The organism is Streptomyces sp. NPDC087300 (assembly GCF_044744425.1).
Taxonomy (GTDB): domain Bacteria; phylum Actinomycetota; class Actinomycetes; order Streptomycetales; family Streptomycetaceae; genus Streptomyces.
The window spans coordinates 167,920-183,178 of sequence record NZ_JBIUYI010000012.1; the positions used below are offsets into that span (position 1 = coordinate 167,920).

12 protein-coding genes are annotated in these 15,259 nt (G+C 72.3%); 7 read left to right on the forward strand and 5 right to left on the reverse strand.

The window, feature by feature from the left end; genetic code table 11:
• Nucleotides 1–11 precede the first annotated feature (11 nt).
• Nucleotides 12–1,214, forward strand: a complete 1,203-nt coding sequence (locus ACIO9J_RS38060) for an FAD-dependent oxidoreductase (protein ID WP_402009626.1) — start codon at nucleotides 12–14, stop codon at nucleotides 1,212–1,214.
• A gap of 204 nt (nucleotides 1,215–1,418) precedes the next feature.
• Entirely contained in the window at nucleotides 1,419–2,231 is an 813-nt protein-coding gene (locus ACIO9J_RS38065) for an HAD family hydrolase (RefSeq protein ID WP_402009628.1), read from the forward strand.
• 37 nt (nucleotides 2,232–2,268) lie between these two features.
• Here the strand turns inward: ACIO9J_RS38065 and ACIO9J_RS38070 are convergent, their stop codons facing one another.
• Nucleotides 2,269–4,269: a CocE/NonD family hydrolase gene (locus ACIO9J_RS38070; RefSeq protein WP_402009630.1), complete on the reverse strand. Its 2,001-nt coding sequence runs from the start codon at nucleotides 4,267–4,269 to the stop codon at nucleotides 2,269–2,271.
• A gap of 10 nt (nucleotides 4,270–4,279) precedes the next feature.
• Complete coding sequence (locus tag ACIO9J_RS38075) at nucleotides 4,280–5,794, reverse strand: peptide MFS transporter (RefSeq protein WP_402009631.1); 1,515 nt, start codon at nucleotides 5,792–5,794, stop codon at nucleotides 4,280–4,282.
• A 259-nt stretch (nucleotides 5,795–6,053) separates the two neighbouring features.
• Here ACIO9J_RS38075 and ACIO9J_RS38080 point away from each other — a divergent pair, with 259 nt between their 5' ends.
• The 5 genes from ACIO9J_RS38080 (at nucleotide 6,054) to ACIO9J_RS38100 (ending at nucleotide 11,643) form a co-directional block, all read left to right on the forward strand.
• Nucleotides 6,054–7,064, forward strand: a complete 1,011-nt coding sequence (locus ACIO9J_RS38080) for a polyprenyl synthetase family protein (protein ID WP_402009633.1) — start codon at nucleotides 6,054–6,056, stop codon at nucleotides 7,062–7,064.
• A gap of 131 nt (nucleotides 7,065–7,195) precedes the next feature.
• Nucleotides 7,196–8,185 (forward strand): CHRD domain-containing protein, encoded by a 990-nt coding sequence (locus ACIO9J_RS38085; protein ID WP_402009635.1) that lies wholly within the window; start codon nucleotides 7,196–7,198, stop codon nucleotides 8,183–8,185.
• A 216-nt stretch (nucleotides 8,186–8,401) separates the two neighbouring features.
• Nucleotides 8,402–9,667 carry an outer membrane lipoprotein carrier protein LolA gene (locus ACIO9J_RS38090; RefSeq protein ID WP_402009636.1) on the forward strand — a complete coding sequence of 422 codons (1,266 nt, stop codon included), beginning with the start codon at nucleotides 8,402–8,404 and terminating at the stop codon, nucleotides 9,665–9,667.
• 88 nt (nucleotides 9,668–9,755) lie between these two features.
• Nucleotides 9,756–10,730 (forward strand): ABC transporter ATP-binding protein, encoded by a 975-nt coding sequence (locus tag ACIO9J_RS38095; RefSeq protein ID WP_402009638.1) that lies wholly within the window; start codon nucleotides 9,756–9,758, stop codon nucleotides 10,728–10,730.
• Nucleotides 10,717–11,643 (forward strand): ABC transporter permease, encoded by a 927-nt coding sequence (locus ACIO9J_RS38100; RefSeq protein WP_402009639.1) that lies wholly within the window; start codon nucleotides 10,717–10,719, stop codon nucleotides 11,641–11,643. The genes ACIO9J_RS38095 and ACIO9J_RS38100 overlap by 14 nt, the downstream gene beginning before the upstream one ends.
• 46 nt (nucleotides 11,644–11,689) lie before the next feature.
• Here ACIO9J_RS38100 and ACIO9J_RS38105 read toward each other — a convergent pair whose 3' ends face one another.
• The 3 genes from ACIO9J_RS38105 to ACIO9J_RS38115 all read right to left on the reverse strand — a co-directional run bounded on the left by ACIO9J_RS38105 (nucleotide 11,690) and on the right by ACIO9J_RS38115 (nucleotide 15,125).
• Nucleotides 11,690–12,283, reverse strand: coding sequence for a flavodoxin family protein (locus ACIO9J_RS38105; protein ID WP_402009641.1), 594 nt, complete (start codon nucleotides 12,281–12,283; stop codon nucleotides 11,690–11,692).
• A 213-nt stretch (nucleotides 12,284–12,496) separates the two neighbouring features.
• The gene (locus tag ACIO9J_RS38110) at nucleotides 12,497–13,441 is read right to left on the reverse strand and encodes a M28 family metallopeptidase (RefSeq protein WP_402009642.1); all 945 of its coding nucleotides are present in this window, start codon (nucleotides 13,439–13,441) and stop codon (nucleotides 12,497–12,499) included.
• Between the two features lie 220 nt (nucleotides 13,442–13,661).
• Entirely contained in the window at nucleotides 13,662–15,125 is a 1,464-nt protein-coding gene (locus ACIO9J_RS38115) for a hypothetical protein (protein ID WP_402009644.1), read from the reverse strand.
• Nucleotides 15,126–15,259: the final 134 nt, after the last annotated feature.

Here is a 15,259-nt window from a genome sequence, read left to right on the forward strand (position 1 = left end):
GGAGGGACTTCGTGACTCAACCGGTAGCAGTCATCGGGGCCGGGCCGTACGGCCTGTCCACCGCTGCCCATCTGCGGGCCCGCGGCATTCCGGTGCGGGTGTTCGGCGAGCCGATGGTGAGTTGGCGGACCGGCATGCCCGAGGGGATGCTGCTGAAGTCGACCCCGGTCGCTTCGAACATCGACGCGCCGCAGCGCGGCCACACCCTGCTCGACTACTGCGACGCGGCGGGCATCCGGCGCCTGGTCACCGACGAGGACATCATCCCCGTCGAGACCTTCGTCGGGTACGGGCAGTGGTTCCAGGAGAAGCTCGTGCCCGACCTGGAGCAGGTCAGGGTCGTCTCCGTGGACCGGCGCGGGCCGGGGGGATTCGAGCTGAAGCTGGACTCCGGGGAGCAGTTCACGGCCCGCGCGGTCGTCGTCGCCACGGGCCTCTCGGGTCTGGCCAGGCTCCCCGCGGAGCTGGCCGCCGCCGTGCCGGACGGGCCCACCCCCACGGGCCCTGTCTCGCACAGCTCGCAGCTGCACGACCTGTCCCGCTTCTCGGGGCGCGACCTGATCGTGGTGGGCGCGGGGCAGTCCGCCCTGGAGACGGCGGTGCTCGCCGCGGAGGCGGGCGCGCGGGTGCGGGTGGTGGCCCGCGGCAAGGGCGCGGTGGCGTTCGGCCAACCGCCGTGGCAGCAGCCGAAGTTCCGCCCGGAGTCCCCCTTCGGCCGGGCCTGGTCGCTGTACGCCCTCAGCTACCACGCCGATCCCTACCGCCATCTGCCGCCCGCGGCACGGCACTTCCTGGTCCGGCGCATCCTGGGCCCGCTGGGCGCCTGGTGGCTGCGCGACCGGTACGACGGCAAGGTACAGACCCGCGAGGTGCGCGGCATCAGGACCTCGCGGGTGAGCGAGGGGCAGCCGGTCCTGACCGTCGAGACGCACGCGGGCCGCAGGGAGGACCTCACCGCGGACCACGTGGTGGCGGCGACGGGCTACCGGGTCGACATCGAGGCCATGGACTTCCTCGGCCATGAGCTGCGGGCCCGTCTCGCGGTGAGCCGCGGTACTCCGAGGCTCGGCGCGGGCTATGCGTCGTCGATACCGGGGCTGTACTTCACCGGAATGCTGGGCGGCTCCTCGTTCGGGCCCGTGATGCGGTTCGTGTGCGGCACGGAGTTCGCGTCGCCGCGGCTCGCGCGGCACGTGGCACAGGCGTACGGCTGATCAGGCGCGCGGGCGAGCTTTGCCGGGCCGGGCGGGCGGGGCATATGCGGGCCGGATGATCGGGTGTTCCCAGGCCTGGCGGGCACTTTCCGGAATGGGATCTTCCACTTTCCGGTGAACCGTGGACTGCTCGGCCGCATCCGGCCTCACATCAGCCCTGTCAAGCCGCATACGCCGGGGCTCAGGATCCGTATTCTCTCGATCATGGCCGCTCGGATTGCATATGCCCTCATCGCCACCGACTTGGACGGAACGCTGCTGCGCGGCGACGACACGGTCTCCGACCGGTCGCGGACCGCGCTCGCGCGGACGGCGGCCGCGGGGGCGCGGCATCTGGTGGTGACAGGGCGGCCCGCACCGAGAGTCAAGCCGCTCCTCGACGACCTGGGCTACGACGGCCTCGCCGTCTGCGGTCAGGGCGCGCAGCTCTACGACGCGCGTGCGGACCGCATGGAGTGGTCGGTGACCCTCGACCGCGAGCTCGCCGAGGCCGCGCTCGGCAAGATCGAGGCCGAGGTCGGGCAGGTCTACGCGGCCGTGGACCAGGACGGGGTGGAGGGGCTCACGCTCATCGAGCCGGGGTACGAGATGCCGCACCCCACGCTCCCCGCGGTGCGGGTGCCGGGGCGCGGCGTGCTTTGGGAGGAGCCCATCAGCAAGGTCCTGCTGCGCCATCCGACGCTGGCGGACGACGAGTTGGCCGCGGTGGCCAGGGACGCGGTCGGCTCGCTCGCCACGGTGACGATGTCGGGGCCCGGCACCGTGGAGCTCCAGCCGTGCGGGGTGACCAAGGCGACCGGGCTCGCGCTGGCCGCCGAGCGGCTCGGCCTGACGGCGGCCGACACGGTCGCCTTCGGTGACATGCCCAACGACATCCCGATGTTCGTGTGGGCGGCGCACGGCGTGGCCATGGCCAACGCCCACCACGAACTCAAGGCGGTCGCCGACGAGTTGACCCTGTCCAACGAGCACGACGGGATCGCCGTCGTGCTCGAAGGCCTGCTGAAGGGCGGCTAGCGCGGCGCGGGCGGCCCGGCGGGACCGCTCGCGGCCCTCAGCCCGCCGTGCGCCGGATCCGCCGTTCCCAGGTGCGGTGGAAGACGACCTCGTCGCCGTCCTTGCACACCACCTCGTTCGAGGTGATGAAGTCCGTCGCGTCGCAGGTGATCTCCGAATGCGTCTCGACGCGTACGTCCCAGGCCAGTTCGGGCCGGTGCAGCCGGATCGTCCAGTCGGAGCGGGTGCGGGCGCTCAGCGGGTCGGACTCGTTGATCGTGTACGTCTCCAGGGCGTCCTCGGTGAATTCCAGGCCGTCGGGGTACACGCGCGTGCCGCCGTAGCGCGGGTCGACCTCCAGGCGCCACTCGCCCTTGGCGACATCGCGTACGACGAGCCGTTCGGGGCGCTGTTCGTCCAGGGTGGCCGGGTGGACGACGCCGAGGGGTTCCGACTGCTCGGGGGGCTCGAAGGTGATCGCCGGGTCCAGGTCGCCCTCGCGCACGGGCAGTTCGAGGGAGCTGCCGACCGGCTCCAGGGTGAAGCCCGCGGAATCCGCCTGCGGCCAGATCCAGGGCCAGTACGCGGAGGAGACGGCGAGGCGGATGCGGTGTCCTGGCGGGAACGTGTGACCGATGCCGTTGAGCTCGAACGTCACGTCCTCGGTGGCGCCCGGCGGCCAGGCGTCGGCGCGGTCCCTGCCGTGCCGCGCGGAGAGGTTGAGCACGCCCCGGGTGACCAGCGTCGAGGAGCCGTCGGGCGCCACGTCGCACACGCGCGCGATGGCCTGCCCGTAGGGGACGTCCATGCGCAGCCGCAGCGTCACCTTGGGCCGGCCGAGGACGCGCACCCGCGCGGGCACCTCGAACTCGAAGCAGGCCGACTTGGCGTCCTCGTCGCGCTGGTCGGGCGGCAGGTCGGCGTCGTTGCCGAAGGGGAAGAAGCGGCCCGCGTCGAGCCCGGTGTGCTGGGGGGAGTCGACGATCACGGGGGCGCCCTGGAGGGCGTACGAGAGGGGGGTGACGTTCGGCGAGGGCCAGGCGGGCTCGCCGGTCCAGCCGCCGGGCAGCTCCTCGTAGACGGTGGCGGGCGGGTGCGATTCGCTGATCCAGGAGCGGAGCTTCGGCTCGGCCATGACGCCCGTGTCGATGCCCTTGAGGTGCTGGTCCCACCAGCGCAGCGTCTCCTGGAGGAAGCCGATCGCGGGCCCCGGCGGCAGGCCGCGGTCGGGGTACTGGTGCGACCAGGGGCCGATCAGGCCGCGTACGTCGCCGGGCAGGTGTTCGACCAGGCGCAGGACCGTGTCGCGGTACGGGTCGTGCCAGCCGCCGACGGCGAGGACGGCCGCGTCGATCGCCGCGTAGTCCTCGCAGACGCTGCCGTGCCGCCAGTAGTCGTCGCGGGTCTGGTGCTCCAGCCAGGTGTGGATGAGGGGTTCGACGGCTTCGAGGCGGGTCAGCCACATCGCGCGCCAGGCGTCGCCGACGAACAGCGGGTCCGGCGGGCGGGACACGAAGGCGAGCATCGTCGCCGCCCAGGCGTGCATGTCCACCGCGAGGACGGAACCACCCATGTAGTGCACGTCGTTGTCATAGCGGTCGTCCGCGGAGCAGACCGTGACGACCGCCTTGAGCGGCTCGGGCGCGAGGGCCGCGATCTGGAGGGAGTTGAAGCCGCCCCAGGAGATGCCGAACATGCCGACCTTGCCGCTGGACCAGGGCTGCGCGGCGAGCCAGTTCACGACCTCGACGCCGTCCGCGAGCTCCTGCGCGGAGTACTCGTCGGTGGGCAGGCCCTCGCTGTTGCCGTGGCCGCGCACGTCGACGCGTACGGAGGCGTAGCCGTGGCCCGCGTACCAGGGGTGGCGCTGCCGGTCGCGGGGCGCCGTCCAGTCGCTCAGCCGGTAGGGGAGGTACTCCAGGAGCACGGGGACGGGCTCGTCCGTGACGGGCCGCCACACGCGCGCGTAGAGCTTCGTCCCGTCGGTGAGGGGTACGCGGATGTCGTCGTGCGTCGTCTCGTACGGGAAGTCGGTCCGGATCTTCGGGCTGTGCGACATGGGAGGAACCTCAGTGGACGGGGTGCATGGTGCGGCGCAGCCAGGGGGCGAGCGCGATGACGGCGATGCCCGCGAGCACCGCGATGGCGCCGTTCACGCCGAAGTACGCGGGATTGGAGACCTCTCCGTACAGCTTCACGACCTGTGCCTGGATGCCGTTGGCGAGCGCGAGGGACAGGAACCAGAGGGCCATGGTCTGGCTGGCGAAGGCCTTCGGGGCGAGCTTCGTGGTGGCCGACATGCCCGAGGTCTCCAGGAGCACGTCACCGAGCCCGAGCAGCAGGTACGAGCCGACGATCCACCAGGCGGCCATCTTGTAGGTGTCGCCGGTGTGCCCCGAGGTCGGGATGACCATCAGGAGGAACGAGAGACCGCCGAGGATCACACCGAAGGCGATCTTGTTGGAGGCGTGCGGCTGGCGCGGGCCCATCCGCGCCCACAGGGTGGCGACGACGGGGGCGAGCGCGACCTCGAAGGCGCCGAGCGCGGAGGCGTACCAGCTGGCGGGGAAGTGGAAGCCGAGGATCGACGTCCGCGCGTTCGTCGACGCGAGCAGCATCATCGTCGAGTACGCCTGGAAGAGGATGAAGTTGAAGACCACCGAGGCGAGGAAGAGCACCACGTAGGGGCGCAGCCTGCGGCGCTCCTCGCCCGTGACGCGCGGACTGCGGAACATCACCGCGAAGTAGACGGCCGGCGCGATCACCGAGATGAGCGTGAGCAGGTCGACGAAGCGGTCCATGGTCAGCCAGCCGACGGCCGCCAGGACGCCCGCGACCAGTGCGAGGGCGGCCAGCCCCGCCACGATCGTCAGGACCGCCCTGCGCATCGCGTCCCTGGGCAGTGCGAACTCGGCGGACGCCTTGCGCCCCGCGAGGTGACGCCGCCCCGCGACGTACTGGATCAGGCCGAACGTCATGCCGATCGCGGCCGCCGAGAAGCCCCAGTGCCAGCCTTTGTGGTCGCCGAGCCAGCCGGTGATCAGCGGGCCCGCGAAGGCGCCGACGTTGATCGCCATGTAGTAGAGCGCGAAACCGGCGTCGCGCCGCTGGTCCTCGGTGCGGTAGAGCTTGCCGACCATCGAGGCGACGTTCGGCTTGAGCAGCCCGGTGCCCGCGCTGATCAGGCCGAGGCCCACCCACGTCATCGTCGGGGTCGGCACCGCCATCGAGTAGTGGCCGCAGGCGATCAGGACGCCGCCCCACAGGACCGCGCGGTACGAGCCGAGGATGCGGTCGGCGAGCCAGCCGCCGGCCACGGAGACCAGATAGACCAGCGTCCCGTACGCCGCCGAGACCGATGCGGCCGTGCCGGGATCCATCCCCATGCCGTCGTTCGCGACGGAGTCGGCGAAGTAGAGGACCAGGATGGCCTGCATGCCGAGGAACGAGAACCGCTCCCAGACCTCCAGGCCGGAGAGGGTGAGCAGACCGCGAGGCTGCCCGAAGAAGGCGTGGTCGTCGGCCGCCGGCGGGTCCGTCGGCGGCTCTGCGGGCGGCTCGTACTCGGCCGTAGTACGGGACAAAGCGGCTGCTCCCGGTCGTTACGGTTCTTGTGGTGCGGTCTTGCCTTCTCGGTCGTATGGGCTGATCAAGAACATACCGGGGGAGATTGCACTCCGCCTGGCCGCCTTTGGGCGGGCAGGTGCTCGCCGTGATCGAAAGTCGACCGGATACGCTGACTTGAGTGATGGCAGCGACACATCGACAAACCGTGTCATCGGACCGAGATCCAATGATCGACCGAGTTCGCCATGTGATCGTCAGCAGACAGGAGAACCTCTCGTGACCGTCGTCGGGCCGTTCGGTCTTAGCGTGCGGGACCAGGCTCTCGAAGCCGATGTCCAGGCCGGGTTGGCGGCTGTCGAGGAGGGCCTGCTCGAGGCCACCAAGAGCGAGGTCCCGTTCATCACGGAGGCCGCCCAGCACCTCGTCCGCGCCGGGGGCAAGCGCTTCCGCCCCCTCCTGGTCATGCTCGCCTCCCAGTTCGGCGACCCCTACGCACCGGGCGTCGTGCCCTCCGCCGTGGTCGTCGAGCTCACCCACCTCGCGACGCTCTACCACGACGACGTGATGGACGAGGCGGACGTGCGCCGCGGCGTGGACAGCGCCAACCAGCGCTGGGGCAACTCGGTGGCCGTCCTGACCGGCGACTTCCTCTTCGCCCGCGCCTCCTACATCCTGGCCGACCTCGGCCCCGAGGCCGTCCGGATCCAGGCCGAGGCGTTCGAACGCCTGGTCACCGGCCAGATCCTGGAGACGGCGGGGCCGACCGAGGGACGCGACCCGGTCGACCACTACCTCGACGTGCTCGGCGGTAAGACGGGATCGCTCGTCGCCGTGGCGTGCCGGTTCGGCGCGATGATGTCGGGCGCGGACGAGACCGTCGTCGACGTCCTCACGCAGTACGGCGAGCGCCTCGGCGTCGCCTTCCAGCTCGCCGACGACGTCCTCGACATCGCGTCCGACTCCCACGAGTCGGGCAAGACACCCGGCACGGACCTGCGCGAGGGCATCCCCACGCTGCCGGTCCTGCGGCTGCGCGAGCGCGTGGCGCGGCTCGGGCTCGCCGAGGACATCGCCCTGAGCGAGCTGCTCGACTCCGACCTCACGGACGACGCGCGGCACGCGGAGGCGCTCACCAGGCTGCGCGCCCACCCGGCGCTCGAACAGGCCCGCAGGGACACCGTGCGGTACGCGGAGGAGGCGCGGGCCGCGCTCGCGCCGCTGCCGGAGTGCGACGCGAAGGCGTCCCTGGTGGAGCTCTGCGACCTGGTGGTGCACCGGGCCGGCTGAGGTCCTTCGGTGTGACGTAGGTCACGTCGGTCTCTCCAGGCTGGATTGAGTCCAGGCTCGGATCCCTTCCGTACGCATGCCCAGAAGCCGGCGCAGGGGGCGCCGGCTCCGGTACGGGGAGATCACGGATCATGGGCACCTTCACCAGGACCACCGTCGGCACGAGCCGCCGACGCACCCTGCTCGGCTCCACGGTCGTGGTCGCCGCGGCCGCGACCGTCTCCTTGGCGGCCTGGCCGGGCGTCGCCAACAGCTCGGGCGGCGGCCAGGGCGGCCGGGGCGGTGAGACCGGCGGCCGCGGCGGCACCGTCCTCGTCGCGAGCATGAACGGTGCGAACGAGGTGCCGGTGCCCGGCGGACCGGCCGTCGGCGACAAGGACGGCAGGGCCCTTGAGTCCGTCGAGGTCAAGGGCGACCGGGTGTCCGTCACGGTCAAGTGGCGCGGCACCGGCAGGCCCACCGCCCTCCACATCCACCAAGGCGACAAGGGCGCCAACGGCGGCGTCGAGGTCGACTTCACCGGGCTGCTCAAGAAGCGCGGAGGAAACAGCGTCACCGGCACCGTCAGGGTCGACGACGCCGCGCTGCTCGCCCGGCTGACGGCGGACCCGCACCGCTTCTACGCCAACCTGCACACCGCCGAGTTCCCCGGCGGCGCCGTCCGCGGCCAGCTCAACAGGGTGGGTACGGACGTCGACTTCCGCGACGCCCCGGCCGCCTTCCAGGCGTCCGTGGTGCGCGGCAAGCAGATCTACGCGTGCGAGAAGGCCGGCGACGGCTCGGGGACGTACGCCTTCGCGCAACGCGACGTGCGGGCCGTGCTCGGCGGCGGCATCGCGCACCGCTTCACCGCGCCCGGCTCCGGTACGCCGCAGTGGGTCGCTCCCGACCGCAGCGGCGTCAGCGCCCGGTTGATCTCCAAGACCCCGAACGGGGCCGGGAACATCCCCGAGCTCGCCCTCAGGGCCCGGCAGTTCGGCGGGCGCGGCGGCCTGCTCTCGGCGACGGCGGAGATCCTGCGGCTCAACACCGTCGGCGGCGTCCAGCCCGCGCGTGATTGCACGCCCGGCGAGACCGTGGCCGTGCCCTACCGGGCGGACTACGTGTTCCTGCGTCGGTGATCACCCCTACGGGTCGGGGGAGGCGCCGCCCCTCCGTCTCATCCCGTGGCAGTACGTGGAGTTGCGCCCGGGGTCTGACGCTTCTCGGCGGCCGATTTGGTCGGATGGAGATGAGCAAGGACCACCACTCCTGACCAATTCGGGTGAGAATGGCGGCGCAGGGTGGACGAGGCACGGACCGGGAAGGTCGCCGCCGACCACGGAGGTAGGGCACACATGGCACCGTACGAACCGGAGCAGGACACCAGCGAGACGGGAGAGCCGCGCGTGGGCCGCCGCAAGGCCGCGCGCTACGTCGTCCCGATCGCGGTGGCGGGGGTGGCGGCGGCGACCATCGGGCTCGTCCCGGCGCTCGCCACCTCGGGCGACCCCGACCTGCCGAAGATCTCCGCACAGCAACTGATCGAGAAGATCGCCGCCTCGGACACGCAGCAGCTGTCCGGCAACGTCAAGATCAGCACGGATCTCGGCCTGCCGTCGGTGGGCGGCCTCGCGGGCGGCTTCGCCGGCGGTGGCGGCTCGGGCGGCGACGGGGGCGAGCAGGGCAAGGGCTCGGCCGCCGACCCCAAGTCGAAGCTGATGGAGCTGGCTTCGGGCACGCACACCCTGCGCGTCGCGGCCGACGGCCCCGACAAGCAGAAGGTGTCCGTCCTGGAGGACGCCGCCGAGTACAGCCTGATCCACAACGGCGACGACGTCTGGGCGTACGACAGCGCGTCGAACGAGGCGTACCACGCCAAGGACGCCGGGGCGGGCGCGGGCGAGCACCGGGGCAAGGGCGCGGACAAGGGCGCGAAGGGCTCCGACGAGGTGCCCGCCACCCCCAAGGACTTCGCCGAGCAGGCCCTGAAGGCCGTCGACGACACGACGTCCGTCAAGGTCGACGGGACCGCGCAGGTCGCGGGCCGCGACGCGTACCGCCTGGTGGTCAAGCCGAAGCAGTCGGGCTCGACGATCGGCCAGATCACCGTCGCGGTCGACGCCGAGACGGGTACGCCGCTCAAGTTCACCCTGACCCCGGCCTCCGGCGGCGCGGCCGTCGTCGACGCGGGCTTCACCAAGGTCGACTTCGGCAAGCCGGCCGCGTCCACCTTCGACTTCACGCCGCCCAAGGGCGCGAAGGTCACCGAGGCGGACGACGCCGAGCGCGGCGCGCACCTGAAGGGCAAGGACCAGGGCGGCAAGGCGTTCAAGGAGGACGCCGCGGGCGGCCTCGACGGTCTGAACGTCATCGGCAAGGGCTGGAACTCCGTCGCCGAGCTCAAGCTGCCGGGCGGCAAGGGCCTGCCGACGGCCGGTTCGGGCGACGTCCCGCCGGACGCGCAGAAGCTGCTCGACTCCCTGGGCGACCGGGTCAGCGGCAAGTTCGGCACGGGCACGGTCTTCTCGACCCGCCTGATCAACGCGCTCGTCACGGACGACGGCAAGGTCTACGTGGGCGCGGTCACCAAGGACGCGCTCGTGAAGGCGGCGAGCCGCTAGGCACGGGCAGGACCGGCGGACCGGGGGTGCGGGCACCCCCGGTCCGCTTGCTGATCGCGGCGCGGTCCGCAGGGAGTGGGAGGAAACGGTGTCGGGCAGCATCGGGGGACCGCCGGCGGGCAGTGCGCCGCCCAGCGTGATCGAGACGCACGCGCTGACCAAGCGCTACGGCAAGCACCTGGCCGTCGACCGGCTCGACCTCACCGTCCCCGAAGGCAGCGTCTTCGGGTTCCTCGGGCCGAACGGCTCGGGCAAGACGACCACCATCCGCATGCTGATGGGCCTCATCGAACCGACGTCGGGCCGGGCCCAGCTGCTCGGCCGTCCCATGCCGCGCGCCACGCGCACCGTGCTGCCGCACGTGGGCGCGCTGATCGAGGGCCCCGCGCTGTACGGCTTCCTGTCCGGCCGCGACAACCTCCTGCGGTACGACTCCGCCGACCCCGCCGCCGATCCCCGGACGCGCACGGCGCGGGCCGACGCGGCGCTCGACCGGGTCGGGCTCACCGCGGCCGCGGGCAAGAAGGCCAAGGCGTACTCGTTGGGGATGAAGCAGCGCCTGGGGCTCGCCGCCGCGCTCCTCCAGCCGCGCAGGCTGCTCGTGCTCGACGAGCCGACCAACGGGCTCGACCCGCAGGGCATGCGCGAGATCCGCACGCTGGTGCGGGAGCTGGCGTCGGAGGGCACGACGGTCTTCCTCTCCTCGCACCTCCTCGACGAGATCGAACAGGTCTGCACGCACGCGGCCGTGATGACCCGGGGCCGCCTCATCACGCAGGGCCCGGTCGCCGATCTCGCGGCGGGCGCGCGCGGGCGGCTCGTGGTGACGACACCGGACCCGGGCGACGCGGCCCGCGTGCTCAAGGAGCGCGGCGCGGCGGACCTCGTCGTGACGGAGGACCGCGTGACGTGCGAGCCGCCGGGCCAGGACGTGGAGCTGGCCGATCTGACCGCCGCGCTGGTCGGCGCGGGCGTCCGCGTCCGCGGCTTCGCGCTCGAACGGGCCTCCCTGGAGGACGCGTTCGTGGCACTGACGGGGGAGGGCTTCGATGTCGCGGGCTGAGACCGCACGGGCCGAGACCGTGCGGGTGGACGAGGGCGGGCCGCGGGCCACCGGCGGCGCGCGGGAGCCACGAGCGGTGTGGACCCTCGGCCTCTTCCGCAGCGAACTCGCGATCACCTTCCGCCGCTGGCGGACGATCGCGCTGCTCGCCGTGCTCGCCGCCGTGCCGATCCTCGTCGGTGTCGCGGTCAAGATCGAGACGAGCGACGGTTCGACGATCGGCGGCGGCGGTGAGGGCGGCGGCCCCGCGTTCATCGCGCAGATCACCAACAACGGCCTGTTCCTGGTCTTCACCGCGCTCGCCGCGACCCTGCCGTTCTTCCTGCCGATGGCGATCGGCGTCGTCGCGGGCGACGCGATCGCGGGCGAGGCGAACGCGGGCACGTTGCGCTATCTGCTCGTCGCCCCCGCGGGCCGTACCCGGCTGCTGCTCGTGAAGTACGCGACCACGCTGACGTTCTGCCTGGTCGCGACGTTGGTGGTGGCGACGTCCGCGCTCGCGACCGGCGCGCTGCTCTTCCCGCTCGGCGATGTCACCACGATCTCCGGCACCCGGATGAGCTTCGGGGACGGCCTGGTGAGGGCCCTGCTCATCGCGCTCGTCGTGGCCGCCTCACTGATCGGCGTGGCCGCGCTCGGCCTCTTCGTCTCGACGCTCACCAGCAGCGGGATCGCGGCGATGGCGACCACCGTCGGCCTGCTGATCACGGTCCAGATCCTCGACCAGATCCCGCAGCTGCACGGCCTGCACCCGTACTTCTTCTCGCACTACTGGCTGTCGTTCGCCGATCTGATGCGCGAGCCGATCTACTGGGACGACCTGCTCAAGAACCTTCAGATGCAGGGCCTGTACGCGGCCGTGTTCGGGTCGGCGGCGTGGGCGCGGTTCGGGGCGAAGGACATCATGGCGTAAGCGCGGGGAGCGGGCGTTCGGGCGTTGAACGGGTGCTGGCGGGCGCTCAGTTGTCGAACGGGTAGCGGGCGACCGGCGCCTCCTGCGCGAAGAACGTCTTGGCGCGGGTGAGGGCCTCCTCGTCGTTCAGGACGTGGCCCGGCCGGGTGCCGTTGCCCAGCAGCACGCCGCCGAAGTTCATGGGGAAGAAGGCCGCGGTGTGGTTCAGGGTGCCGATCAGCGGCTGCGCCACCTCCTCCTCGCGGTGCGCGAGCGCGGTCACGCCCCACAGGGTGCGGCCCTTCAGCGTCTCCTTGAAGTCCGCGTCGGGGGTCTCCAGCCACGCGTCCCAGTGGTCCAGGTAGCGCTTCACGTTGGCCGAGAGGGAGTACCAGTACAGCGGCGAGACGATGACGATGTCGGTGGCCGCGAGGGTGGCGTCCAGGAGGATCGCCTCGTTGTTCCCCTCGGGCCGTGGCCTCGCGCGGGTGCCGTTCTCCTCGTGCCGCAGGTCCGCGAAGTCGGGCAGCGGCAGGTCCGCCAGGTGCAGCCAGCGCTGCTCGACGTCCGAGGGCAGCTGCTCGGCGGCCTTGCGGGCCAGGAGCTCGGAGTTGCCTCCGGTGCGGGCGCTGCCGAGGACGAAGAGGAACGAGCGGGTCATGGGGATCCCCCTGGGTGCGGCCGGCGCGACGAGGGCGTCCGGGGTGACGAGTACTTGCGCGTGCACTATATGCACGCGCAAGTAATCGTGTCCAGGGTGGCGCTCAGGGGCGCCCTTCCGGGGGCGTCGCGCCGGGGGAGCCGCTCAAGTGGGCTCCCCCGGCGGTCCGTTCAGGCGGCCGTGGGCGCGGCCGTCACGCCGTGGGCGCGGTCGTCACGCCGAGAGCCCCCACACCGCGTACGCCACCGCGTCGCTGTTACGGTCGAGCGCGGTCGCGTCGAGGTTCGACTCGTCGTCGCAGGACGAGTGGTAGCACTTGTCGAACGCCTCGCCCGCCGTGCCGCCCCACTTCTCCGCCTGCGCCGCCGACTTGGTGGTCTCGGCGCCGCTGAACAGGCCGCCGACGGGGATGCCCGCGTCCTTGAACGGGGCGTGGTCGGAGCGGCCGTCGCCCTCGTCGTCCGGCTCCGTGGTGATGTTCTGGCCCGCGTAGTAGTCCTTGAACGTCTTCTCGATGCCGGGGTCGTCGTCGTACACGAAGTAGCCCGCGTTCGGGGAGGCGAGCATGTCGAAGTTCAGATAGCCGCTGATCTTGGAACGGTCGGCGGACGGCAGCTTCTCGACGTAGTCCGACGAGCCGACCATGCCCATCTCCTCGGCGCCCCACCAGGCGAACCGCAGGTGCTTGGACGGCTTGTACTTCTCGCGGGCCACGGTGAGCGCGGTCTCCAGGACGGCGGCCGAGCCCGATCCGTTGTCGTTGATGCCGGGACCTTCGGAGACGCTGTCGAGGTGGGCGCCCGTCATCAGGACCTTGCCCTCGTCGCCGCCGGGCCAGTCGGCGATCAGGTTGTAGCCGGTGTCGCCGCCCGCCGTGAACTCCTGCACGGAGGTGGTGAATCCGGCCTCGTCCAGCTTGCCCTTCAGGTAGTCGACGGACGCCTTGTACCCGGCGCTCCCGTGGGCGCGATTGCCGCCGTTGGCGCTCGCTATGGACTGGAGTTCGGACAGGTGCGCCTTGACGTTGGCGACCGGGACGTCCGGGGCGGCGGCCGCCTCGGGGGCGGGCGCCGCGCTGGATATCGCGCTGGTGGTGAGGAGTCCGGCGACGGCTATGAAGGCGGCCGCGGCGGTACGTCCGGGAACGGAGAGTTTCATGTGGGGGGCTCCGGTTTCCGTGTTGCGTATTCCGTTTTGTGTGGGGTGAGTTGTTTGTGTGGGGTGAGTTGCTCGAACTGAACTCGTATGGCTTACGAGTTCGAGTGCGCCCGATGGTGCTGGTGGGGCCGCCGTGACGTCAAGAGCGCAAAACGGGCACCGAGTTACGGATATCGGGCGGTGGGGTGTCGCTCCTGGCCCGATGCGGGGCGTGGCGGCCTCAGGGGCGTACGTGGACGACCCAGCCGGGGGCGTAGGTGCCCGGCACGGTGTGGCGCGGCCAGTCGCGGGCCCAGCGCGGGGGCGCCGCGTCGCGGAGCACGAGGGCGGTGGGGCGGCGCGGGTCGCCGGGCCCGCGGGACGTGCCGGGCGCGCACCCCGTGGCGTACGCGACGGGGATCACGGAGGTGTTCCCGCGCAGCACGCAGGAGGCGGGCGCCCCCGCGCCGCCGACGCCCCGCTCGTGCAGCACCGCGGCGACCCGGGCCCAGTCGCCGCGGGCGCCCGCCTGGATCCTGGCGTTGCCGTGCACGAGCAGGAGCTGGACGACCAGGTGGCCTGCGAGGGCCAGGGGGAGTGCGAGGGCGACCACGGCGGCGCCCGCCGACGGCCCCTTCGCCCTCCTGCGCGCGAACCCTGCGAGCGCGAGCAGCCCCGTCGCCGCGGTGGGCGCGAGCAGGGCGTGGGTAGGCAGCAGGAACCGGGGAGCGGCGTAAGGGACGAGCAGGAGGTAGGGGAGCGCGGCGCTGAGGGCCGTGAGGAGGGCGAGGGCGTGGGCGGGCAGCGCGTCGGGCGCGCGCCTGCGGAGCGCGCCGAGCCCGGCGGCCACCAGCAGCGGAAGCAGGAGCCACCACTGCGCCGCCACGAGCCGGATGCCGTCGCCGTCGCAGGGCCGGCAGAGCAACGGGCCGTCCAGGACGGTGAGTTGATGCACGAAGGAGAGCAGGGGGCGCAGGTCGCCCTGGACCTCGCTGGCCCGCGCGAGCCGCTCGCGGACCCCGCCGAACCGGACGTACGCCTCGACGAGCCAGGGTAGCGCCCCCGCCGCGAGCCCGCCGAGCACGGCCAGGAACCGTCCGCGGCCGCGCCACACGGGCACCAGCAGGGCGGCGAGCAGGAGGGGGACGGCGATCGCGGCGCCGTCGTTGGGCCGCATCAGGGTGGCGAGCGCGAGCCAGGCCGCGATTCCCGCGTACGTGGCGGGGGCCGGTCGCGCCCGCAGGAAGAGGCCGACCGCCCCGACGGCGCCCATCGCCGTGTAGTGGTTGGGCATCGCGGCGCTCGCGTAGAACAGCGCGATCCACAGGAAGCCGTACAGCGCGGCCGCGACGGCGGCCGCCGACGGCCGGTGCGGGACGCGCAGCCAGGGGCGGAACCCCAGGTAGAGCGCGGCCGTCGCGAGCAGCGTCAGCCAGAGCCTGAGCAGGACGACCGAATCGCTCCAGGAGGCCACGGGCGCGAGGAGGAAGGGGACGCCACGGGTGCGCGGCGCGCTGAAGGGCGTGGCGGGCGCGTGGGGCGGGAACCGGCTGGCGTAGACGAGTTCGTCCCAGCCGAGGGGCAGCGAGAGCGGGACCAGGGCCAGGGAGAACAGGGCGAAGGCGGCACAGACGGCCAGCAGGAGGCGGTGGGCGCGCGGCCGCCGGGTGGGGCATGGGGCCGGGGCTGCGCGTCCCGGGGGCATGGCGGCCTCCTCGCTGACGGTGCGTCAACGTCAGCTTGCCATCGCGGGGCGCGTACGGACGGGACGGCGCGAGCGGAGGGGGCGTCTCGGGCTGCGCGAGTGGAGGGGGCGGCGCGGGCGGGCCGGGGGCGCCC